Origin of the sequence: Paracoccus versutus, assembly GCF_029909795.1 — a bacterium.
GTDB lineage: Bacteria > Pseudomonadota > Alphaproteobacteria > Rhodobacterales > Rhodobacteraceae > Paracoccus > Paracoccus versutus.
Genome location: NZ_CP038196.1, coordinates 1,297,020 through 1,316,642, shown reverse-complemented (window position 1 = coordinate 1,316,642; position 19,623 = coordinate 1,297,020). Strand labels below are relative to the sequence as shown.

General features: G+C 69.1%; 19 protein-coding genes. 12 read left to right on the top strand and 7 right to left on the bottom strand.

Annotated features, from left to right (window positions below; all coding sequences use genetic code 11):
• The first annotated feature begins 7 nt into the window (after positions 1 to 7).
• The 6 genes from E3U25_RS06445 (at position 8) to E3U25_RS06420 (ending at position 4,330) form a co-directional block, all read left to right on the top strand.
• The gene (locus tag E3U25_RS06445; RefSeq protein WP_116220895.1) at positions 8 to 439 is read left to right on the top strand and encodes a hypothetical protein; all 432 of its coding nucleotides are present in this window, start codon (positions 8 to 10) and stop codon (positions 437 to 439) included.
• The gene (locus E3U25_RS06440; RefSeq protein ID WP_116220896.1) at positions 436 to 858 is read left to right on the top strand and encodes a secondary thiamine-phosphate synthase enzyme YjbQ; all 423 of its coding nucleotides are present in this window, start codon (positions 436 to 438) and stop codon (positions 856 to 858) included. Before E3U25_RS06445 ends, E3U25_RS06440 begins: the two co-directional genes overlap by 4 nt.
• Before the next feature lie 93 nt (positions 859 to 951).
• Complete coding sequence (locus E3U25_RS06435; protein ID WP_036754616.1) at positions 952 to 1,821, top strand: ABC transporter permease; 870 nt, start codon at positions 952 to 954, stop codon at positions 1,819 to 1,821.
• Positions 1,818 to 2,624, top strand: a complete 807-nt coding sequence (locus E3U25_RS06430) for an ABC transporter permease (protein WP_116220897.1) — start codon at positions 1,818 to 1,820, stop codon at positions 2,622 to 2,624. The genes E3U25_RS06435 and E3U25_RS06430 overlap by 4 nt, the downstream gene beginning before the upstream one ends.
• Positions 2,625 to 2,689: 65 nt before the next feature.
• Positions 2,690 to 3,787 carry an ABC transporter ATP-binding protein gene (locus E3U25_RS06425; protein WP_114535344.1) on the top strand — a complete coding sequence of 366 codons (1,098 nt, stop codon included), beginning with the start codon at positions 2,690 to 2,692 and terminating at the stop codon, positions 3,785 to 3,787.
• Between the two features lie 96 nt (positions 3,788 to 3,883).
• On the top strand, positions 3,884 to 4,330 hold the full coding sequence (locus E3U25_RS06420) for a pore-forming ESAT-6 family protein (RefSeq protein ID WP_036754774.1): 447 nt from the start codon (positions 3,884 to 3,886) through the stop codon (positions 4,328 to 4,330).
• Between the two features lie 97 nt (positions 4,331 to 4,427).
• On the opposite strand, the gene E3U25_RS06415 is transcribed toward E3U25_RS06420, so the two are convergent.
• On the bottom strand, positions 4,428 to 4,769 hold the full coding sequence (locus E3U25_RS06415) for an MmcQ/YjbR family DNA-binding protein (protein ID WP_036754610.1): 342 nt from the start codon (positions 4,767 to 4,769) through the stop codon (positions 4,428 to 4,430).
• Positions 4,770 to 4,924: 155 nt separating this feature from the next.
• On the opposite strand from E3U25_RS06415, the gene cysS reads away from it, so the two are divergent.
• From cysS to E3U25_RS06400, 3 genes are read left to right on the top strand one after another with little or no spacing between them, the layout of a single operon-like run.
• Positions 4,925 to 6,313: a cysteine--tRNA ligase gene (gene cysS, locus E3U25_RS06410; RefSeq protein ID WP_116220898.1), complete on the top strand. Its 1,389-nt coding sequence runs from the start codon at positions 4,925 to 4,927 to the stop codon at positions 6,311 to 6,313.
• Positions 6,314 to 6,345: 32 nt separating this feature from the next.
• On the top strand, positions 6,346 to 7,968 hold the full coding sequence (gene cimA, locus E3U25_RS06405) for a citramalate synthase (protein ID WP_116220899.1): 1,623 nt from the start codon (positions 6,346 to 6,348) through the stop codon (positions 7,966 to 7,968).
• Positions 7,965 to 8,783 carry a squalene/phytoene synthase family protein gene (locus E3U25_RS06400; RefSeq protein ID WP_116220900.1) on the top strand — a complete coding sequence of 273 codons (819 nt, stop codon included), beginning with the start codon at positions 7,965 to 7,967 and terminating at the stop codon, positions 8,781 to 8,783. The genes cimA and E3U25_RS06400 overlap by 4 nt, the downstream gene beginning before the upstream one ends.
• A 50-nt stretch (positions 8,784 to 8,833) precedes the next feature.
• On the opposite strand, the gene eno is transcribed toward E3U25_RS06400, so the two are convergent.
• From eno to E3U25_RS06380, 4 genes are all read right to left on the bottom strand, one after another.
• On the bottom strand, positions 8,834 to 10,111 hold the full coding sequence (gene eno, locus E3U25_RS06395) for a phosphopyruvate hydratase (RefSeq protein ID WP_116220901.1): 1,278 nt from the start codon (positions 10,109 to 10,111) through the stop codon (positions 8,834 to 8,836).
• 66 nt (positions 10,112 to 10,177) lie between these two features.
• On the bottom strand, positions 10,178 to 10,975 hold the full coding sequence (locus E3U25_RS06390) for an endonuclease/exonuclease/phosphatase family protein (protein WP_036754585.1): 798 nt from the start codon (positions 10,973 to 10,975) through the stop codon (positions 10,178 to 10,180).
• An 18-nt stretch (positions 10,976 to 10,993) separates the two neighbouring features.
• Positions 10,994 to 12,409 (bottom strand): protein adenylyltransferase SelO, encoded by a 1,416-nt coding sequence (locus E3U25_RS06385; protein ID WP_116220902.1) that lies wholly within the window; start codon positions 12,407 to 12,409, stop codon positions 10,994 to 10,996.
• Between the two features lie 63 nt (positions 12,410 to 12,472).
• Positions 12,473 to 12,811 (bottom strand): DMT family transporter, encoded by a 339-nt coding sequence (locus E3U25_RS06380; RefSeq protein WP_116220903.1) that lies wholly within the window; start codon positions 12,809 to 12,811, stop codon positions 12,473 to 12,475.
• 123 nt (positions 12,812 to 12,934) lie between these two features.
• Between E3U25_RS06380 and obgE the strand changes: the two genes are divergently transcribed.
• Together obgE and proB are read left to right on the top strand one after the other, a co-directional pair.
• The gene (gene obgE, locus E3U25_RS06375) at positions 12,935 to 13,966 is read left to right on the top strand and encodes a GTPase ObgE (RefSeq protein WP_116220904.1); all 1,032 of its coding nucleotides are present in this window, start codon (positions 12,935 to 12,937) and stop codon (positions 13,964 to 13,966) included.
• Positions 13,954 to 15,066, top strand: a complete 1,113-nt coding sequence (gene proB, locus E3U25_RS06370; protein WP_116220905.1) for a glutamate 5-kinase — start codon at positions 13,954 to 13,956, stop codon at positions 15,064 to 15,066. Before obgE ends, proB begins: the two co-directional genes overlap by 13 nt.
• A 152-nt stretch (positions 15,067 to 15,218) precedes the next feature.
• Here proB and E3U25_RS06365 read toward each other — a convergent pair whose 3' ends face one another.
• Both E3U25_RS06365 and pepN read right to left on the bottom strand, forming a co-directional pair.
• Positions 15,219 to 16,106, bottom strand: a complete 888-nt coding sequence (locus E3U25_RS06365) for a 1-acyl-sn-glycerol-3-phosphate acyltransferase (protein WP_370362682.1) — start codon at positions 16,104 to 16,106, stop codon at positions 15,219 to 15,221.
• Positions 16,107 to 16,177: 71 nt separating this feature from the next.
• The gene (gene pepN, locus E3U25_RS06360) at positions 16,178 to 18,721 is read right to left on the bottom strand and encodes an aminopeptidase N (protein ID WP_116220906.1); all 2,544 of its coding nucleotides are present in this window, start codon (positions 18,719 to 18,721) and stop codon (positions 16,178 to 16,180) included.
• A gap of 149 nt (positions 18,722 to 18,870) precedes the next feature.
• Between pepN and E3U25_RS06355 the strand changes: the two genes are divergently transcribed.
• Positions 18,871 to 19,548 carry a hypothetical protein gene (locus tag E3U25_RS06355; RefSeq protein ID WP_116220907.1) on the top strand — a complete coding sequence of 226 codons (678 nt, stop codon included), beginning with the start codon at positions 18,871 to 18,873 and terminating at the stop codon, positions 19,546 to 19,548.
• Positions 19,549 to 19,623: the final 75 nt, after the last annotated feature.

Here is a 19,623-nt window from a genome sequence, read left to right as displayed (position 1 = left end):
GAAACCCATGGCGGGGAGTGATTGGGCGCCTTGGCGCAAACCGCCGGGGCTCTGCAGGGTTGAGCGCGTCGACCTGAACAATCGCGAGTTCTGGCGATTGCTGGTCAAGGCGCCTGTCGGCAAGGTCATGCAGGTCTTGGCGACCCTGGCGATTGCCTTGCATGCAAGGTCGCTGGCCATGCCCGCGGGCAGCGCAGATCGCGCGCAGGTCGAGGCCTGCATGTGGATCGGCACCAGCGTTTTCTTGGCCGCCTGCCTCGTTTTGCTCGTTGAGGCGAGCGGGTTCAACCACGGGCTGAAACGCGCTGATCGCAGCCTGCATTCGGCAGCTTGGTGGCGGTGGCACCTGCTGAGCCGCTTTGCCGGGCAGGTTTTGGTCGTGCTGGCCTTCAGCGGGGTTGTGGTTCTGGGCATATCGGCCCTGGAGCGCCTGTTTTGAACACCACCTTCACCATCCCGACCCGCGGGCCGGCCTGTCATGATTTCACCGCCGAGGTGGAGGCCTGGCTGCGCGGCATCGGCGCGCAGGGGGGCGTGGTGACGCTGTTCGTGCGCCATACCTCCTGCTCGCTCCTGGTGCAGGAGAACGCCGACCCGGACGTGCAGCGCGACCTGCTGGCCTGGCTCGACCGCATCGTGCCGTCGGCCGATCATCCGTCGATGCGCTACCTGACGCATCGCGCCGAGGGGCCGGACGACATGCCCGCGCATCTCAAGGCCGCGATCCTGCCCGTCAGCCTGCAGATCCCCGTCGCGCGCGGCCGGATGGAACTGGGCACCTGGCAGGGCATCTACCTGGTCGAGCATCGCGCCCAGCCGCATCGGCGTGAGGTGGCGGCGCATTTCCAGGGCTCGTGAAGCCGGCCTGCCGCAGCGCAGGAAAACCCTTTTCCTCGCGGCACGGATATGGAAACCTGCCACCCCAAGCGACAGGGATTCACAGGGCAGGGCATGGCGTCAGGAAACCGATCTCAGACGGCTCAGGGGCTGACCCTGATCGCGCCGCCGCTGGGCTATGCCGTGCTGGTGCTGGCGGCGCCCCTGCTGACCATCCTGGCCTATTCCTTCTTCAAGGACGGCTACCTGACGGTGATCCGCGAATTCACGCTGGAGAACTATCGCACCGTCTGGGCCGACCCGATCTTTCACCGCATCATGCTGCGTTCGCTGGGGGTGGCGGCGCTGGTGACGCTGGCCACCGTGGTGCTGGCCTTTCCGGTGGCCTATTTCCTGTCCTTCGCCGTCTCGCCGCAGAAAAAGGCCATGTGGCTGTTCCTGATCACCATCCCGTTCTGGACCAGCTACCTGATCCGGGTTTTCCTGTGGAAGGTGATCCTGGGCTATAACGGCGTCATCAACTCGGGGTTGAAGACGCTGGGGCTGATCGAGCAGCCGCTGACCTTCATCCTCTACAACGTCAACGCCATGGTCATCACGCTGGCCCATGCCTATGCGCCCTTCGCCATCCTGCCGATCTTCATCGCGCTGGAAAAGATCGACCGCTCGCTTCTGGAGGCCGGGCGCGACCTGGGCGAGAGCCGCGCCATGACCTTCTGGCGCGTCACCCTGCCCTTGGCCATGCCAGGGGTGGTGGCGGCGGCGCTGATCGTCTTCATCCCGACCATCGGCGACTATGTCACCCCGGCGCTGATCGGCGGCGGCAAGATCCCGATGATCGCCAACATGATCCAGGCGCAGATGCTGGACCTCGACAACCGGCCGATGGGCTCGGCGCTGGCGGTGACGGCGATGCTGATCGTCGCGGTCATCAGCCTGGCCTTCATCGCCGTGAACCGCCGCTTCCTCAGGGTGCGGCAATGAAGGGCGGGGGCCTGCGCGCCTATGCGCTGATCTACCTGCTGTTCCTTTACGCGCCGATCCTGCTTCTGCCGATCTTCGCCTTCAATTCGGGCACGATCATCGCCTTTCCGCTGAAGGGCTTTACCACGGAATGGTTCGCGCAGATGTGGGGCAATGCCTCGCTGCGCCGGGCGCTGACCAATTCGCTGACCATCGCCGTCAGTTCCTCGATCCTGGCGACCTGCCTTGGCGTATTCGCCGCCCGCGCCTCGACCCGCTTCGCCTTTCCGGGCAAGGGGCCGATCATGGGGCTGATCATGCTGCCGCTGGTGCTGCCCGAGATCATCGTCTCGATCTCGCTTCTGGTGGTGCTCTTGTCGCTGGGCGTGCAGCTGAGCATCCTGACGGTGATCCTGGGCCATACGCTGATCTGCATGCCCTATGCCACGGTGATCCTGTCCACCGCCTTCAACTCGCTCGACCGTTCGCTGGAGGAGGCGGCCTATGACCTGGGCGAGACGCGGATCAGCGCCTTCCGGCTGGTGATCCTGCCGCTGGTCATGCCGGGCATCATCTCGTCCCTGCTGATGAGCTTCACCATCAGCCTGGACGAATTCATCATCGCCTTCTTCCTGGCCGGGAACGAGCCGACGCTGCCCACCTATATCTTCAGCCAGCTGCGTTTCCCCAAGCAGATCCCGATGATCATGGCGCTGGGGACGGTGCTGGTGCTGCTGTCGATCGCCCTTTTGACTATCGCCGAATATTTCCGCCGCCGCGGCATCGCCAAGACCGGCGCCAAGGATACCGGAGGCTTCCTGTGACGACCCAAAACCCCGGCCCGAAAAGCACCGCCGCCCATCGCGCCGCCATGGCCGGCGCGCGCCCGATGATCGAGATCCGGCAGGTGCAGAAGCATTACGGCGATTATCACGCGCTGCGCGGCATCGACCTGACCATCCGCTCGGGCGAGTTCTTTTCGCTGCTGGGGCCCTCGGGCTGCGGCAAGACCACGCTTCTGCGCACCATCGCCGGGTTCGAGGATATTTCCTCGGGCGTGGTGCTGATCGACGGGCAGGACATGCAGGACGTGCCGGCGAACCGGCGGCCGACCAACATGGTGTTCCAGTCCTATGCCATCTTCCCGCACCTGACCGTGGCCGAGAACGTGGGCTTCGGCCTGCGCCGCGACCCGCGCTCGCGCGCCGAAAAGGCGGCGGCGGTCGAACAGGCGCTGGAGATGGTGGGGCTGAAAGGCTATGGCAGCCGCGCCAGCCATGCGCTGTCGGGCGGGCAGCGGCAGCGGGTGGCGCTGGCCCGCGCGCTGATCCTGAAGCCCAAGGTGCTGCTGCTGGACGAGCCGCTTTCGGCGCTGGACCGCAAGATGCGCGAGCAGATGCAGGTCGAGCTGATCAAGCTGCAACGCCAGGTCGGCATCACCTTCGTCCTTGTCACCCACGACCAGGAAGAGGCGCTGGTCATGTCCGACCGCATCGCGGTGATGTTCGAGGGCCAGATCGCCCAGCTCGACGGGCCCGAGGCGCTTTATGCCCGCCCGACCAGCCGCCGGGTGGCGAATTTCATCGGGGTGATGAACTTCCTGCCCGCCCGCGTGCTGGGCGAGACCGCCGATGCGGTGCAGATCGAGGCGCCGGGGCTGGGCCGCGTCGACATTCCCCTGGCCAATGTCAGCCAGGCCGATCCGGGCGACGACGGCCCCTCGATCGGCTTCCGGCCCGAGGCGGTGTCGCTGGTCGCGCCCGGCGCGCAGGGCGCGAACCGGGTGGCCGAGGGGGTGATCGACGAGGTCGTCTATTACGGCGACATGACCTATTACGACGTGCGGCTGGACGGCTCGGCCGGCTTCGACGGCCAGGCGCGGCCGGTGCGCATCGCCATGCGCAACGTCTTCGGCCGCGAGGTGCAGGATGTCGGCACCCGCGCGAATGTGAGCTGGTCGCCGGGCTCGCTGGTGCTTTTCCGCTGATCGGCGCGTAAGCGGCCGCGGCATTCCGCCGAGCCGGTTTGCGGCCCCGGCCACCCCATGCCACAGTCCGCCCACACGCAACAGACGGAGATCGAGATGATCGCACGTTTCGCAATCCTGCCCGCCCTGGCCCTTGGCCTGACCGCAGGCGTGACGCTGGCGCAAGAGACGGCCCCGGCCGCGCCCGCCGCCCCCGAGGCCCCGGCCACGACCGAGGCGCCTGCCGCCGTGCCGGCCCAGGACAGCGCCGCCGCCTATGAAAGCGCGCGCAACCAGCTGGGCGTCCTGGCCTATTGCCAGGAGCAGGGCCATATCGACGGCAAGGCGGTCGAGATCCAGACCAAGCTGCTGGCGATGATCCCGGCGGGCGACAGCGCCAAGGGCGATGCCGCCGAGGCCAAGGGCAAGGAAGGCACCGTCTCGGCCATGGGCGTCGAGCGGACGCTGGCCGATGCCGCGACCGAGCAGAACACCACCGAAGAGGCGCTCTGCAAGCAGATGGAAGGCTTGCTGCAACAGCTCGCCTCGCAGGTTCCGGCCTGACGCCTTGCCGATCGTTCTTGGCGCGGGGCCAGTCGCTCGGCCCTTCGCCTCTGGCCGGCTCCCTCTCGGGGCCGGCCATTTTCGTTACAGGGGCGGGTTACAGGGGCGGCAGGGCCGCCTGAACCTTCCTGGGCAGGGCGCCGCGCACCAGGCGATAGGAATGGCGGATGCGATGCGCCAGCTCGTCGGGCGCCGAATCGAGCGGCAGCGCGACCCAGCTGCGGTGCAGATAGGCCGCGCGCTCGGCCACGCCGGTCTCGATCAGGAATTCGGCCGTCTCGGCGCTGTCGGTCTTGACCGAGACATGGGTGCCGATGGCGCCGGTGACGGCAAAGGTCTTGCCGCCGATCTTCCAGCAATCATGGCCGCCGCCCCAGGGATCCGACCACTCGGCCCCAGGCTGCGCGGCGCAGATTTCATTGACCAGTTCGCGGCTCATGGCCCAAGTTTTGCAGCCTCTCTTGGCATAGGCAAGACAATGCGTTAAGGCGGGCGCATGAAGGCAGGAACCGCCACCACTCGCTGCATCATTACCGGCTGAAAATTCAGGCGGGCGGTTCATGGTGACCTGACGACGCCCGCAAAGGGGAAGTCATGGTCGAGATCAGGCTGACGAATACCAGGACGCGCCGGAAAGAGGTTTTCCGGCCCATCGACCCGCAGAACGTGCGGCTCTATCTCTGCGGGCCGACGGTCTATGACCGGGCGCATCTGGGCAATGCCCGCCCGGTGGTGGTGATCGACGTGCTGGTGCGGCTGCTGCGCCACGTCCATGGCGCGGACCATGTCACCTATGTGCGCAACTTCACCGACGTGGACGACAAGATCAACGCCGCCGCCCTGGCCCGCAAGGAGGCCGGTGCCGAAGGCAGCCTCGAGGAGCTGATCCGCGAGCGCACGCATGAGACCATCGGCTGGTATCACGCCGACATGGATGCGCTGGGGGCGGCGCGGCCGGATTACGAGCCGCGCGCCACCGATTACATCGGCGAGATGATCGCCATGATCGAGACGCTGGTCCAGGGCGGCCATGCCTATGCCAAGGACGGGCATGTGCTGTTCCGCGTGCGCAGCTTTGCCGGTTACGGCAAGCTTTCGGGGCGTTCGGTCGACGACATGATCGCCGGCGCCCGCGTCGAGATCGCGCCGTTCAAGGAAGACCCGATGGATTTCGTGCTGTGGAAGCCCTCGGATGCGGAACTGCCGGGCTGGGACAGTCCCTGGGGCCGCGGCCGTCCGGGCTGGCATATCGAATGCTCGGCCATGTCCTACGAATTGCTGGGCGAAAGCTTCGACATCCATGCCGGCGGCATCGACCTGCAATTTCCCCATCACGAGAACGAGATTGCGCAAAGCTGCTGCGCCCATCCGCATGGCGATTTCGCCCGCGTCTGGCTCCATAACGAGATGCTGCAGGTCGAGGGGCGCAAGATGTCCAAGAGCCTGGGCAATTTCTTCACCGTCCGCGACCTCTTGGACCAGGGCATTCCGGGCGAGGTGATCCGTTTCGTGCTGCTGTCGACGCATTACCGCAAGCCGATGGACTGGACGGCCGAGAAGGCGCGCGAGGCCGAGGCCGTGCTGCGCCGCTGGCGCGGCCTTGTCGCGGGGATCGACCCCGCGCCAAGCCCGGCACCCGCCGTCCTGGCCGCGCTTGCCGACGACCTCAACACCGCGGGTGCGATCGCGGCCTTGCACGAGATGGCGGGGCAGGGCGACGGCGCGGGCCTGCTGGCCGGCGCCCGCATGCTTGGCCTGCTGACCGAGGATCTGGGCGGCTGGATCGCCGAGGGCCCCGACCTGTCGCCCTGGGCCGAGCGCATGGCGGCGCTGCGTGCCGAGGCCAAGGCCAGCAAGGATTTCTCGGCGGTGGACGGCTTCAAGCAGCGCCTGCTGGCCGCCGGGGTCGAGGTGCGCATGGGCCCGGCCGGGGTCGAGCTTCTGCCCGGTCCGGATTTCGACGCCGCCGGACTGCCCGAATAACCGAACACCAGCCAGCCGAAGGGGCCGCCCCGATGACGCGCCAGCGCCTTTACCTTTACGACACCACGCTGCGCGACGGGCAGCAGACCCAGGGCGTGCAGTTCTCTGCCGCCGAAAAGGCCGAGATCGCGCAGATGCTGGACCGGCTGGGCGTCGATTACATCGAGGGCGGCTGGCCGGGCGCCAACCCGACCGACAGCGATTTCTTCGCCCAGGCCCCGGCGACCCGCGCCACCATGACCGCCTTTGGCATGACCAAGCGCGCCGGCCGCTCGGCCGACAACGACGACGTGCTGGCGGCGGTGATGAATGCCGGCACCCCGGCCGTCTGCCTGGTCGGCAAGACCCATCCCTTCCATGTCCGCGAGGCGCTGGGGATCTCGCTCGAGGAGAACCTCGACAATATCCGCGCCTCGGTCGCGCATCTGGTGGCCCAGGGGCGCGAGGCGCTGTTCGATGCCGAGCATTTCTTCGACGGCCATGACGAGGACGCGGATTATGCCCTGGCCTGCCTGCGCGCGGCGCTGGAGGCGGGCGCGCGCTGGATCGTGCTGTGCGACACCAACGGCGGCACCCTGCCCGAACGGGTGGGGCAGGTCACGCGCGCGGTGATCGCGGCCGGCATCCCCGGCGACCGGCTGGGCATCCATTGCCATGACGATACCGGCAATGCCGTGGCCTGCACGCTTGCCGCGGTCGATGCCGGGGCGCGGCAGGTGCAGGGCACGCTGAACGGGCTGGGCGAGCGTTGCGGCAACGCGAGCCTGACCAGCCTGATCCCGACCCTGCTGCTGAAGGAGCCCTATCGCTCGGCGCTGGAAACTGGCGTCACCGCCGAGGGGCTGGCCGGGCTCACGCGCATCTCGCGCCGGCTGGACGAGATCCTGAACCGCCCGCCCGCCCGGCCCGCGCCCTATGTCGGCGCTTCGGCCTTTGCCCACAAGGCCGGGCTGCATGCCAGCGCCATCCTGAAGAACCCGGCGACCTACGAGCATGTGGACCCCGCCACGGTCGGCAACGAGCGCATCATCCCGATGTCGAACCAGGCCGGGCAGTCGAACCTGCGCGCGCGCCTTGCCGAGGCGGGGATCGAGGTCGGCCGCGACGATCCGGCGCTGGCGCGCATCCTGGACCTGGTCAAGGCGCGAGAGGATGCCGGCTATGCCTATGACGGCGCGCAGGCCAGCTTCGAGCTGCTGGCGCTCGCCGAACTGGGCCGGATGCAGCATTACTTCACCGTCGAGCGCTACCGCGTCACCGTCGAGCGGCGCAAGAATGCGCTGGGGAAACGGATTTCCGTCTCGGAAGCCGTGGTGGTGGTGCAGATCGGCGGCGAGCGCATGCTGTCGGTCAGCGAAAGCATGGATGCCGAGGGGCATGACCGCGGCCCGGTCAACGCGCTGTGGCGGGCGCTGGCCAAGGACCTGGGCCCCTATCAGGCGGCCATCGACGACATGCACCTGGTCGATTTCCGCGTCCGCATCACCGGCGGCGGCACCGAGGCGGCGACGCGGGTCATCATCGACAGCGCCGACGGGCAGGGCCATCGCTGGTCCACCGTGGGCGTCTCGCCCAATATCGTCGATGCCAGTTTCGAGGCGCTGGTCGATGCGATCCGCTGGAAGCTGGTCCGCGACCGGGTGGTGCCGGCATGAGCCTGGACGATTGCGCCGAGGCGCTGCGCGAGCACGATCCCGATCGCTTCGGCATCTGCCTGCTGGTTCCCGCCGAAGCGCGGCCGCGGCTGCTGACGCTTTATGCGCTGAACCTGGAACTGGCGCGTGCGCCCTTGGCCTCGACCGAGCCGCTGATCGCCGAGATGCGGCTGCAATGGTGGATCGAGCGGCTGGAGGACATCGGCGCCGGCAAGGCGCAGTCGCATGAGCTGCTGACGCCGCTGGCCGAGGCCTGGGGGCCGCGCGCCGCCGGTTTCGCCGTGCTGGCCGAGGCGCGGCGCCGCGATGCGGCGCGCGAGCCGCTGGACGGGCCTGAAGCCGTCGCGGCCTATGTGCGGGATACGGCGGTGCCGCTGGCGCGCTTCGCCGCCGAGGCCCTGGGCTGGGAGGCTGCCGGGGGCTTCGCGCCCCCGGACCCCCGCGGGGTATTTGGAAAACGGAGAAAGCCGGAGGTTGCCGAGATCGTCGACGCCCAGGCCGAGGGGGCGGGGTTGGCGCATTGGCTGGCCGCGCTGCCGGTCTTGCAGGGGCTGGGGCTGGGCCTTTGGGACGCCTCGCCCGAGGCGCTGGCCGGGATCGCGGACAGGGCCCGCGCGAAGCTTGCCGAGGCCAGGGCGCAGCGCCGGCTTGTGCCGCGCCGGCTGGCGCCGGTGCTGTTTGCCGGCGCGGGCGTGCGGGCCGCGTTGCGGGCGGCGCCGCGGGGGATCGAGGCGCTGGCCGGCGCCGCGCCCTCGGAGTTCCGCCGCCGCCTTGCGCTTGGCGCCTTTGCGCTGACGCATCGCTGGTGGATATGAAAAAGGGCGGCCTCGCCGGGCCGCCCTGCTTCGTTGCGATGCCCTGCGGATCAGCCGCGCAGGATGGACTTGCCGGCATATTCCGCTGCGGCGCCCAGCATTTCCTCGATGCGGATCAGCTGGTTGTATTTCGCCAGCCGGTCCGAGCGCGCGAGGCTGCCGGTCTTGATCTGGCCGCAGTTCGTCGCCACCGCCAGGTCGGCGATGGTCGCGTCCTCGGTCTCGCCCGAGCGGTGCGACATGACCGAGGTGTAGCGCGCGCGATCCGCCATGCGCACGGCGTCGAGCGTCTCGGTCAGCGTGCCGATCTGGTTCACCTTGACCAGCAGCGAGTTGCCGCAGCCCCGCGCGATGCCCTCGGCCAGGCGCGCCGGGTTGGTCACGAAGAGGTCGTCGCCGACCAGCTGCACCCGGCCGCCCAGCGTGTCGGTCAGGAGCTTCCAGCCTTCCCAGTCGTCCTCGGAACAGCCGTCCTCGATCGACAGGATCGGGTAGTCGTTGCACAGCGCCTCGAGATAGGCGACGTTCTCGGCCGGGGTCAGCGACTTGTCCTCGCCGGCCATTTCATACTTGCCGCCCTTGAAATACTCGGTCGAGGCGCAGTCCAGCGCCAGCATGATGTCGTCGCCGGGGGTGTAGCCGGCCTTCTCGATGGCCTTGAGGATGAAGTCCAGCGCGTCGCGGGTGCTGCTGAGGTTCGGCGCGAAGCCGCCCTCGTCGCCGACGCCGGTGGCGAGGCCCGCCGCCGAGAGTTCCTTCTTGAGCGTGTGGAAGACTTCCGAGCCCATGCGCACGGCTTCGCGGATGTTCTCCGCCGAAACCGGCATGATCATGAATTCCTGGATGTCGATGGGGTTGTCGGCATGTTCGCCGCCGTTGATGATGTTCATCATCGGCACCGGCAGCACGCGGGCGCCGGCGCCGCCGACATAGCGGTAGAGCGGCTGGGTGCAGGCTTCGGCCGCGGCCTTGGCCACCGCCAGCGAGACGCCCAGGATGGCATTGGCGCCCAGGCGGCCCTTGTTCGGGGTGCCGTCCAGCTCGATCATCATGCGGTCGATGGCGACCTGTTCGGTCGCGTCCTCGCCGATCAGGTTCTCGGCGATCTCGCCGTTGACGGCGGCGACGGCTTCCAGCACGCCCTTGCCCATGTAGCGGGCCGTGTCGCCGTCGCGCTTCTCGACCGCCTCATGCGCGCCGGTCGAGGCGCCCGAGGGCACCGCCGCCCGGCCCATGGTGCCGTCTTCCAGCGTCACATCGACCTCGACCGTCGGGTTGCCCCGGCTGTCCAGAATCTCTCGCGCGAATATGTCGATGATGGCGGTCATGTCTGCGTCCCCCTTGGCTGACGAGCTTTGGCGCTGTTTAACCGCCTTCGCAATTGCAGAAAAGCGTCAATCCGCCCCGGCCACCCCATCCTCGCCGGGAATGCGCGAGGTGACGCGCGCCGGCTGGTAGCCGCGCGGCACCTCTTCATGCGCATCGACGGCGAGGTCGGCCCAGATCGGCAGGTGGTCCGAGGCCGCCCGCGCCATCTCGTTGTCCAGCACGCCGCAATCCAGCACCTCGATGCTGCGCGAGACGGCGAAGCGGTCGTAGCGCAGGCGCGGGAAGGGCGCGGGCCAGCTGGGGCCGGGGGTGACGACGCGCAGCGCCTCAAGCGCCTCAAGCCCGCGCGAATCGTGCCATTCGTTGAAATCGCCGGTCAGCGCCATGCGGTCGTGGCCGATGCGCCGCGCCTGGGCGATGATGCGCGACAGCTGGGCGCGGCGCGACGAGCGCATCAGCCCCAGATGCACCGCCACCACCGTCAGCCCCGGCAGGCGCAGCACCAGCGCGCCCCTGGGCTCGATCCCCGGCAGGGGCAGGCGGCGGATCTCGGCCCTCTCGCGCAGTTCGGGGCGCAGCAGGATGGTCTGGCCGTGCCAGCCCAGCGAATTCTCGCCGGTGCCCAGGAAGGGGGCGGGGACCATGCCGGTGGTCTTTTCGATCAGCGCGCGCGGCAGCGCCTCGGGGCGGGCGCCGAAGCGGAAATCGACCTCTTGCAGGGCGATCACGTCGGCATCCAGTTCGGCGATGACGCGCAGGTTGCGCTCGGGCGCGTGCGGGCCGGTCATGCCGCGGCACTTGTGCAGGTTGTAGCTGGCCAGGCGAAGGTGGTCGGGGCTCGGATGGTCGGGGCTTTTCGGCATTGGGCCTTTCGCTGCTGCTCAGGTGCCGCAGAAGGTGCGACGGACGATCTCATCGGGGGCGGGGGCCTGCGCGAAGCCGTCCCATTCCGGCCGGTCCTGGAAGGGCGCGCGCAGCGCCGCGTCGAGCGCGTGGAAGGGCGCGTAATCGCCCTCGCGCCCGGCGGCGATGACCTCCTCGATGCGGTGGTTGCGCGGGATGCGGCGCGGGTTGGCGCGCGCCATGACCTGGCTTGCGTCCGCAAGGTCGCGGATGCGCGACCGCCAGCCCTCGGCCCAGGCGTCGAACTGCTGGGGCGCCGCGAATTCGTCGCGGGCGCGGCCGTCGGCCAGCCCGGCGAAGGTGCGGGTGAAATCCGCCTCCTCGGCCGCCATCAGCGTCAAGAGCCGCTCGATCAGCGCCCGGTCCTCGGGGCGAGGGTCGGCGATGCCCAGCTTGGCGGCAAAGCGCTTCAGCCATTCCGCCTGGTAGAGCCCAGGGAAGCTGTGGACGATGCGCGTCGCCTCGGCCACCGCCGCGTCGTCGTTGCCCATCAGGGGCACCAGGCAGCTGGCGAATTGCGCCAGGTTCCAGACCGCGATGTTGGGCTGTTCGTTCCAGGCATAGCGGCCCTGGGCGTCGATCGAGCTGAACACCTTGTCGGGGCGGTAGCCGTCCATGAAGGCGCAGGGGCCGTAGTCGATGGTCTCGCCCGAGACCGACATGTTGTCGGTGTTCATCACCCCGTGGATGAAGCCGAGCGCCATCCAGCCGGCGATGGTCGCGGCCTGCCGCTCGACCACGCGCTGCAGCAGGTCGGCCGCGCCCGAGGCATCGGGATAGTGCCGGGCGATGACGTGGTCGGCCAGCAGTTGCAGCCGCTGCCGGTCGCCGCGGGCGGCGTAGAATTCGAAGGTGCCGACGCGGATATGGCTGGCGGCGACGCGGGTCAGCACCGCGCCGGGCAGCAGCGTCTCGCGGATCACAGTCTCGCCGGTGGTGACGGCCGCAAGGGCGCGCGTGGTCGGGATGCCGAATGCGGCCATGAATTCGCTGACCAGGTATTCGCGCAGCACCGGGCCCAGCCAGGCCCGCCCGTCGCCCCGGCGCGAGAAGGGCGTCGGCCCGGCACCCTTCAGCTGGATGTCGAAGCGCGCCCCGTCCGGCGCCACCACCTCGCCCAGCAGGACCGCGCGCCCGTCGCCCAGCTGCGGCACGAAGCCGCCGAACTGGTGGCCGGCATAGGCCTGGGCGATGGGCTCGGCCCCCTCGGGCAGGGCGTTGCCGGCCAGCATGGCCACGCCCTCGGGGCTGGCAAGCCAGTCGGCGTCGAAGCCCAGCCGCTCGGCCAGGGGCCGGTTCAGCGCCACAAGCCGCGGGTCGCGCACCGGGGTCGGGGGGGTGCGGGTGAAGAAACCTTCCGGCAGTCGGGCATAGCTGTTGTCGAAGTGGATCATCGCGGCCCTCCCTTCGGACATTAATCTAGACCCGATTGCCGGAATGTTAAGGGTGGAGGCGATTCAATGCGTCACGCTGCCCGAGAACAGGTTCACGATGACGACACCCGCGACGATCATGGAAAGCCCGACCACCGCCGCGAAATCCAGACTCTGGCCAAAGACGACAAGCCCGATCAGCGAGACCAGCACGATCCCCAGCCCGCTCCAGATCGCATAGGCGATGCCCAGCGGCATGGCCCGCAAGGCCAGCGACAGGAAATAGAACGAGCCCGCATAGCACAGGCCCATCAGCAGGGTGGGGACAAGCCGGGTGAACTGCTCGCTGCGCTGCAGGAAGGTGGTGCCGACCACTTCAAGCGTGATGGCGGTGAAAAGCGTGGCATAGGTCAGGACCGGCATGGCGTCTCCACTCGTTCGTCGCCGGCCCATCTAATTCGCGGGACGGGGGAAAGTCACGCCACTTGCACGAAAACGGCCAAGCGCGTATCCCACGGCTTTGCCATAGCTGACAGGATTGCGCCCGTGAAATTCCTCGATCTCGCCAAGGTCTATGTCCGCTCGGGCGGCGGGGGCGCGGGCTGCGTATCCTTCCGCCGCGAGAAGTTCATCGAATATGGCGGGCCGGACGGCGGCGACGGCGGCAATGGCGGCGATGTCTGGGCCGAGGCGGTCGAGGGGCTGAACACGCTGATCGACTTTCGCTTCCAGCAGCATTTCTTCGCCAAGTCGGGCGGGCATGGCATGGGCGCGCAGCGCACCGGCGCCTCGGGAGACGACATCCTGTTGCGCGTGCCGGTCGGCACCGAGATCCTGGAAGAAGACCAGGAAACCGTGGTCGCCGACCTGACCGAGCCGGGCCAGCGGGTGCTGCTGGCCAGGGGCGGCAACGGCGGCTTCGGCAACCTGCATTTCAAAAGCTCGACCAACCGCGCGCCGCGCCACGCCAACCCCGGCCAGCCGGGGGTCGAGCGCACGCTGTGGCTGCGGCTGAAGCTGATCGCCGATGCCGGGCTGGTGGGCCTGCCGAATGCCGGGAAATCGACCTTTCTTGCCGCGGTGTCGAACGCGCGGCCCAAGATCGCGGACTATCCCTTTACCACGCTGCACCCGAACCTGGGCGTCGTGGGCGTGGACGGGCATGAATTCGTCATGGCCGACATCCCCGGCCTGATCGAGGGCGCTTCCGAGGGCCGGGGCCTGGGCGACCAGTTCCTGGGCCATGTCGAGCGCTCGCGCGTGCTTCTGCACCTGGTCGACGGCACGGCCGAGGACGTGGCGCAGGACGCCCGCACCATCCTGACCGAGCTTCAGGCCTATTCCCCGGCTCTGGCCGAAAAGCCGCGGGTGACGGCGCTGAACAAGATCGACGCGCTCGACCCCGAGACGCTGGCCGAGCGCAAGGCGGCGCTCGAGGCCGAGATCGGCGGCCCGGTGCTCTTGATGTCCGGCGTCTCGCGCGAAGGCGTGACCGAGGTCTTGCGCGCACTCTGGTCGCGGATCGCGCCCTCGCGCAAGCCCGCCGCCGACAAGGAAGACAAGCCGTGGCAGCCCTGACGCCGGAACTGGGCCGCGCGCAGCGGCTGGTGGTCAAGATCGGCTCGGCGCTGCTGGTGAACGGCGCGGGGCTGCGCGCCGAATGGCTGCGCGCGCTTTGCGACGACGTGGCGCGGGCGCGGGGGCGGGGGACGGACGTGGTGCTGGTTTCCTCGGGCGCCATCGCGCTGGGGCGGCAGGTGCTGGGCCTGCCCGCCGGTCCCCTGCGGGTCGAGCAGTCGCAGGCGGCGGCGGCGGTGGGCCAGATCAAGCTCGCCCGCGCCTATGAAGAGGCGCTGGCGCCGCATGGCGTCAAGACCGCGCAGCTGCTGGTGACGCTGGACGACACCACCGACCGGCGCCGCTATCTCAACAGCCGGGCGACCATGCAGACGCTCCTGGGCCTCGGCGTGGTGCCGATCGTGAACGAGAACGACACCGTGGCGACCGACGAGATCCGCTTCGGCGACAACGACCGGCTGGCGGCGCAGATCGCCGTGACCTGCGGGGCCGACCAACTCCTGCTGCTGTCCGACGTCGACGGGCTCTATACCGCCAATCCCAAGACCGACCCCGCCGCGCGTCACCTGCCGGTGGTCCAGCAGATCACCCCCGAGATCGAGGCCATGGGCGGCGACCCGATCTCGGGCGTCAGCAAGGGCGGCATGAAGACCAAGCTGATGGCGGCGCGCACGGCGGTGGCGGGCGGCTGCGCCATGGCCATCGCCGAGGGCTCGGTGCTGAACCCGCTTTCCGCCGTGGCGAGTGGCGCGCGGGTGACATGGTTCCTGCCCGACACCGACCCGCAGGCCGCGCGCAAGCGCTGGATCGCGGCGATGAAGCCCAAGGGCGAGATCACCGTCGATGCCGGCGCGGCGCTGGCGCTGGGGCAGGGCAAGTCGCTGCTGCCGGCCGGCGTCACCGCCGTCTCGGGCCGCTTCGGCCGGGGCGATCCGGTGGTGGTGCAGGACGGCAAGGGCGCACGGCTGGCCTGCGGCCTCGTGCGCTATTCCTCGACCGAGGCGCGCGCCATCGCCGGCCATCGCAGCGACGAGATCGAGGGCATCCTCGGCTATCCCGGCCGGGCCGCGCTGGTCCATCGCGACGACATGGTGGTGTGATCTTCTTGGGCCGTAGCTTCTGCGTCGCGGTCGCATGGGTATTTGAAGAACGAAGAAGCCCGGTGCCGCGCTGAATTTCGGAAAGCGGCACCGGGCTTCTTCGTTCCATAAATACCCATCTGCGACACCGATCATGAGGCCGGCGTCGCAGTTCACTCGATCGGGCGCGGCTTGGCGAGCGCGTGGCGGCGCTGGAACAGCCCGCGGATCTGCGACATGCGCACCGCGTTCTGGCCCGGTGCGGGCAGTCCCAGCACCGTATCGCGCAAGAGCGCGATGCCGTCCTCGCTGCGGCCGGGCAGCGACGCGGCCGGGATCGGGGCGCCGATGGTCACGCGGAAGGGCTGGCCCGCCTTGTTCAGCACCTCGTTGAACAGCGTCACGTCGCGCAGCGTCGGGTGGATCGCGTCAAGCAGGTAGAACAGCGCCGAATTGCGCGCCCGGATCCGCAGCGGGATGATGGGCGCATCGAACTTGCGTGCGATCATCGCTGCGCTGGCCATCCAGGGGCGCTCGTGCAGGCTCAGGCCCCGGCGCTTGGCCAGCCGGCCCGAGGGGAAGATCAGACCGATCCGCCCGCGCCCCAGCGCCTCGCGCGTATAGTCCATCGTGGCGCGGGTCTTGGCATGGCTGCGCTTTTCGGCGCGCCATTCCACCGGGGCGATCAGGCTGTCGAATTGCGGCAGGATGCGCAGGATGTCGTGATTGGCATAGACGAAAAGATCGTCCCGCACCGCAGCGATCACCGCGTTCAGCACGATCCCGTCGGCGATCCCGGTCGGGTGGTTCGACACGATCAGCGCCGGGCCGGTGGCCGGGATATGCTCGATCCCCTCGACCCGCAGGTCGCGCAGGATCAGCCCGGCGATGCGGCGCATGACCTCGTCCGTGGGCAGGTCGCGATATTCCGCCGCCAGCTCCAAGGTGCGCGGATAGCGCAGGAGCCGCATCAGCAGCTGCCGCGCCAGCGCATGGTGCCGGCGGCCCGAAAAAAGCCAGGGCGCCCGCTCGGCAATCAGCGGATCGAGACGGCGTTTCATGTCCTCGCGGGCATCCATGGGGGCAGTATTGCCGTGCCCGCAAGATGCCCGCAAGAGTGGTTCGATCATGGTCAGGCGCCACCGGCAAGGATGCGCGTAACCATCTCGGAGGTGTTGCGCGACAGGCCCGGCATCGCCGCCAGCCGGCCAAGTGCGACGCGGGCATGGGCCTGGCGGGTGGCGTCGTAGCGGGTCCAGGTCTCGAAGGTCGAACACATGCGCGCGGTGGTCTGCGGGTTCACCGGGTCGAGCCGCATCAGCCAGTCCACGGTGAAATCGTAGCCCGAGCCGTCGGCGGCGTGGAAGGCGGCGTGGTTCGCGCCGAGCCCGCCGATCAGGGCGCGGAAGCGGTTCGGGTTCTTCCAGTCGAAATCCGGCCGCGCCGCAAGATCGCGGGCGCGGGCCACCGCCAGGCCGGGCGCGGCGCGCAGCGGCTGGACCATGAACCATTTGTCCATGACCAGGCGGTTCCCGGCGAATTCCCGCGCAAAGGCCGCCAGCGCCTCGGCGTCCCTGCCGGCCGCGATCAGCCATTCCAGCGCGCCCTGCCGCTCGGTCATGTTCGAGGCGGCGGCGAACAGCGCCTCGGCCCGCGCGGCCCCGTCGATGCGCGACAGAAGGCCCAGACAGGCGAGCCGCAGGCTGCGCCGCCCCGCGCCCTCGGCATCGGGGCGATAGGGGCCGGGGGTCGCCATCGCCTCGTAGAGCCGGGCCAGCGCCGGTTCATGCGCCGCGGCGATGTCGCGGGCCAGCGCCTCGCGCGCGGCATGGATCGCGTCCGGGTCCGGGATCTCGCCGCGGGCGGCGATGGTGGTCGCGATCTCTTCCTCGCCGGGCAGGGACAGGCAGAGCGCGGCAAAGGCCGGGTCGGCCTCGGCATCGGCCAGAAGCCCGCCGATGGCGCGGCTGAATTCCGCGCCGCCCTCGGCCCCGGTGGACCGCGCGATCAGCGCGTCCAGCGCCAGGTCGTGGCCGGCCTGCCAGCGGGCATAGGGGTCGGTGTCATGCGCCAGCAGCAGCGCCTGTTCGTCCGCCGCGATCTCGCGCGAGACCGTCACCGGCGCCGAAAAGCCGCGCAGGAGCGAAACCACCGGCCGCGCGCCCAGGTCCCCGAAGCGGAAGCTCTGCCGGGCCTCGGTCATCTCCAGCACCGTGGTCGGCAGCACCTCGTCGCCATTCGGGCCGATCAGGCCGAGCGCGATGGGAATCACCCGCGGCGGCTTGTCCGGCTGGCCGGGGGTCGGCGCGGTTTCCTGGCGGAAATCCAGCGTGAGCGTGCCGTCGCGCCAATCCTCGGAAAGCGTCAGCCGCGGCGTGCCGGCATCAGTATACCAGCGCTTGAACTGGGTCAGGTCGCGGCCGGTGGCGTCCTGAAAGACCTTGATCCAGTCCTCGATGGTGCAGGCCTGGCCGTCGTGGCGGTCGAAATAGAGGTCGAGCGCGCGGCGATAGCCCTGATCGCCGACCAGCCGCTTGAGCATGCCGATGACCTCGGCGCCCTTTTCATAGACCGTGGCGGTGTAGAAATTGTTGATCTCCTGATAGTGGTCCGGGCGCGGCGGATGCGCGAGCGGCCCGGCATCCTCGCGGAACTGGCGCGCGCGCAGGGTCTGGACGTCATGGATGCGTTTGACCGCGGCCGAGCGCATGTCCGAGGTGAACTGCTGGTCGCGGAACACCGTCAGCCCCTCTTTCAGGCACAGCTGGAACCAGTCGCGGCAGGTGATGCGGTTGCCGGTCCAGTTGTGGAAATATTCATGGCCGATCACGCCCTCGATGCGCTCGTAATCGCCGTCCGTCGCGGTTTCGGCACTGGCCAGAACCAGCTTGGAGTTGAAGATGTTCAACCCCTTGTTCTCCATCGCGCCCATGTTGAAATCATCCACGGCGACGATGTTGAACACGTCGAGGTCGTATTCGCGGCCGTAAGCCTCCTCGTCCCATTTCATCGAGCGGATCAGCGATTCCATGGCATAGCCGGCGCGGTCCTGGTCGCCCGGCCGCACCCAGACGTTCAGCGCCACCTGGCGGCCCGACATGGTGGTGAAGCTGTCGGGCACCGCCACCAGATCGCCCGCGACCAGCGCGAAGAGATAGGCGGGCTTCGGCCAGGGGTCGTGCCAGACCGCCTGACCCGCCCCCTGCGAGACCGGGTTGCCGTTCGACAGCAGCACCGGCTTGTCCGAGCGGATGGTGACGCGGAAAGGCGCCATCACGTCGGGGCGGTCGGGATACCAGGTGATATGGCGAAAGCCCTCGGCCTCGCATTGGGTGCAGAACATGCCGCCGGACAGATACAGCCCCTCCAGCGCGGTATTGGCCTCGAGGTCGATCTCGACCTCGGCGGCGAAGGTGAAGGCGTCGGGCAGGTCGGCGGCGGGGATCACCAGCCGCCCGCCCGTCGCGCCCGCGGGGTCGAGCGGCTTGCCGTCGATCGCCAAAGACAGCGTTTTCAGCCCCGCGCCGTCCAGCACCAGGTCGCCCGCGCCCTTGCGGCGGAAGTCGATCTGCGAGCGCACCCGCGTTGCGCGCGGGGCGAGGTCGAATTCCAGCCGCGTCTCGGCGATCTCGAAGGGATAGGGGCGCCAATCGGCGAGATATTGCGTGACGGTCATGGGGCACCTCATGGCAGGCGAAAAAAATCGGCGGCACGGCGGAACTTGTGCGAAACCCAAGTGTTAGACGCAGGATAGCCGGGTCGCAAGCCGGGGTCCGTCCCCGGCCGACCAGCCGCAAGCGCCAACCAGAAGAGCGAGGAACAAGAATGGCCCATTACGACCCGAACGATCCGAAGCGGACCGAGGGCACCGATCCCCAGCGCCCGGCCGCGGCGCCCGAGACCTATGTCGAGCCGGTCGAGCGGCGCGCCTCGCCGCTGCCGCTGATCATCGGCATCCTGCTGGCCCTGGCCATCGCCTATTTCGTGCTGCAGTATTTCATGGGCCGCGACGAAGGCGCGACCACCGGCGAGGATGCCGCCGTGACCACGACCGAGCCCGCGGACACCACCGCGGACGTGCCGGGAACCACGACCGCGCCGGCCGCGACGGATGCCACCACGACCGGAACCCCGGCCGAAGCCGCCTCGGATGCGGCTGACGACGCCGCGACCGCTGCCGAGGACGCCGCCGATGCCGCCGGCGAGGCCGCGAGCGACGCTGCCACCGCCGTCGAAAGCGGTGCCGAAGCCGCGGGCGAGGCGATGGGCGAGGCGGCCGATGATGCCGCTGCCGCCGTCGGCGACGCCGCCCAGGACGCCGCGGAAGCCGCGGGCGAGGCCGCGACCGCCGCGCAGGAAGCCGCCGACAATGCCGCCGAGGCTGCGGGCGAGGCGATGCAGGATGCCGGCGAGGCGCTGGACGACGCCATCACCGTGGAAGAGCCGGCGGCCCCGGTGACGCCGCCGGCCGGCGAAACCACTACCACGCCGCCGGCGAACTGATCGTCCCATGCGGGTGCGTGCCGCCGTCCGGTCACTCGGACGGCGGCTTTCAATTTTTACGCAAGGCAGAATTGC

Bases quoted from the DNA above. Each gene is read 5' to 3' on its own strand.
- E3U25_RS06355 (WP_116220907.1), top strand. From the start codon at position 18,871: ATGGCCCATTACGACCCGAACGATCCGAAGCGGACCGAGGGCACCGAT.
- cysS (WP_116220898.1), top strand. From the start codon at position 4,925: ATGGTCGAGATCAGGCTGACGAATACCAGGACGCGCCGGAAAGAGGTT.
- cimA (WP_116220899.1), top strand. From the start codon at position 6,346: ATGACGCGCCAGCGCCTTTACCTTTACGACACCACGCTGCGCGACGGG.
- E3U25_RS06380 (WP_116220903.1), bottom strand. From the start codon at position 12,811: ATGCCGGTCCTGACCTATGCCACGCTTTTCACCGCCATCACGCTTGAA.
- E3U25_RS06400 (WP_116220900.1), top strand. From the start codon at position 7,965: ATGAGCCTGGACGATTGCGCCGAGGCGCTGCGCGAGCACGATCCCGAT.
- E3U25_RS06435 (WP_036754616.1), top strand. From the start codon at position 952: ATGGCGTCAGGAAACCGATCTCAGACGGCTCAGGGGCTGACCCTGATC.
- pepN (WP_116220906.1), bottom strand. From the start codon at position 18,721: ATGACCGTCACGCAATATCTCGCCGATTGGCGCCCCTATCCCTTCGAG.
- E3U25_RS06385 (WP_116220902.1), bottom strand. From the start codon at position 12,409: ATGATCCACTTCGACAACAGCTATGCCCGACTGCCGGAAGGTTTCTTC.
- E3U25_RS06420 (WP_036754774.1), top strand. From the start codon at position 3,884: ATGATCGCACGTTTCGCAATCCTGCCCGCCCTGGCCCTTGGCCTGACC.
- E3U25_RS06415 (WP_036754610.1), bottom strand. From the start codon at position 4,769: ATGAGCCGCGAACTGGTCAATGAAATCTGCGCCGCGCAGCCTGGGGCC.
- E3U25_RS06365 (WP_370362682.1), bottom strand. From the start codon at position 16,106: ATGAAACGCCGTCTCGATCCGCTGATTGCCGAGCGGGCGCCCTGGCTT.
- E3U25_RS06390 (WP_036754585.1), bottom strand. From the start codon at position 10,975: ATGCCGAAAAGCCCCGACCATCCGAGCCCCGACCACCTTCGCCTGGCC.
- E3U25_RS06425 (WP_114535344.1), top strand. From the start codon at position 2,690: ATGATCGAGATCCGGCAGGTGCAGAAGCATTACGGCGATTATCACGCG.
- eno (WP_116220901.1), bottom strand. From the start codon at position 10,111: ATGACCGCCATCATCGACATATTCGCGCGAGAGATTCTGGACAGCCGG.
- E3U25_RS06445 (WP_116220895.1), top strand. From the start codon at position 8: ATGGCGGGGAGTGATTGGGCGCCTTGGCGCAAACCGCCGGGGCTCTGC.
- E3U25_RS06430 (WP_116220897.1), top strand. From the start codon at position 1,818: ATGAAGGGCGGGGGCCTGCGCGCCTATGCGCTGATCTACCTGCTGTTC.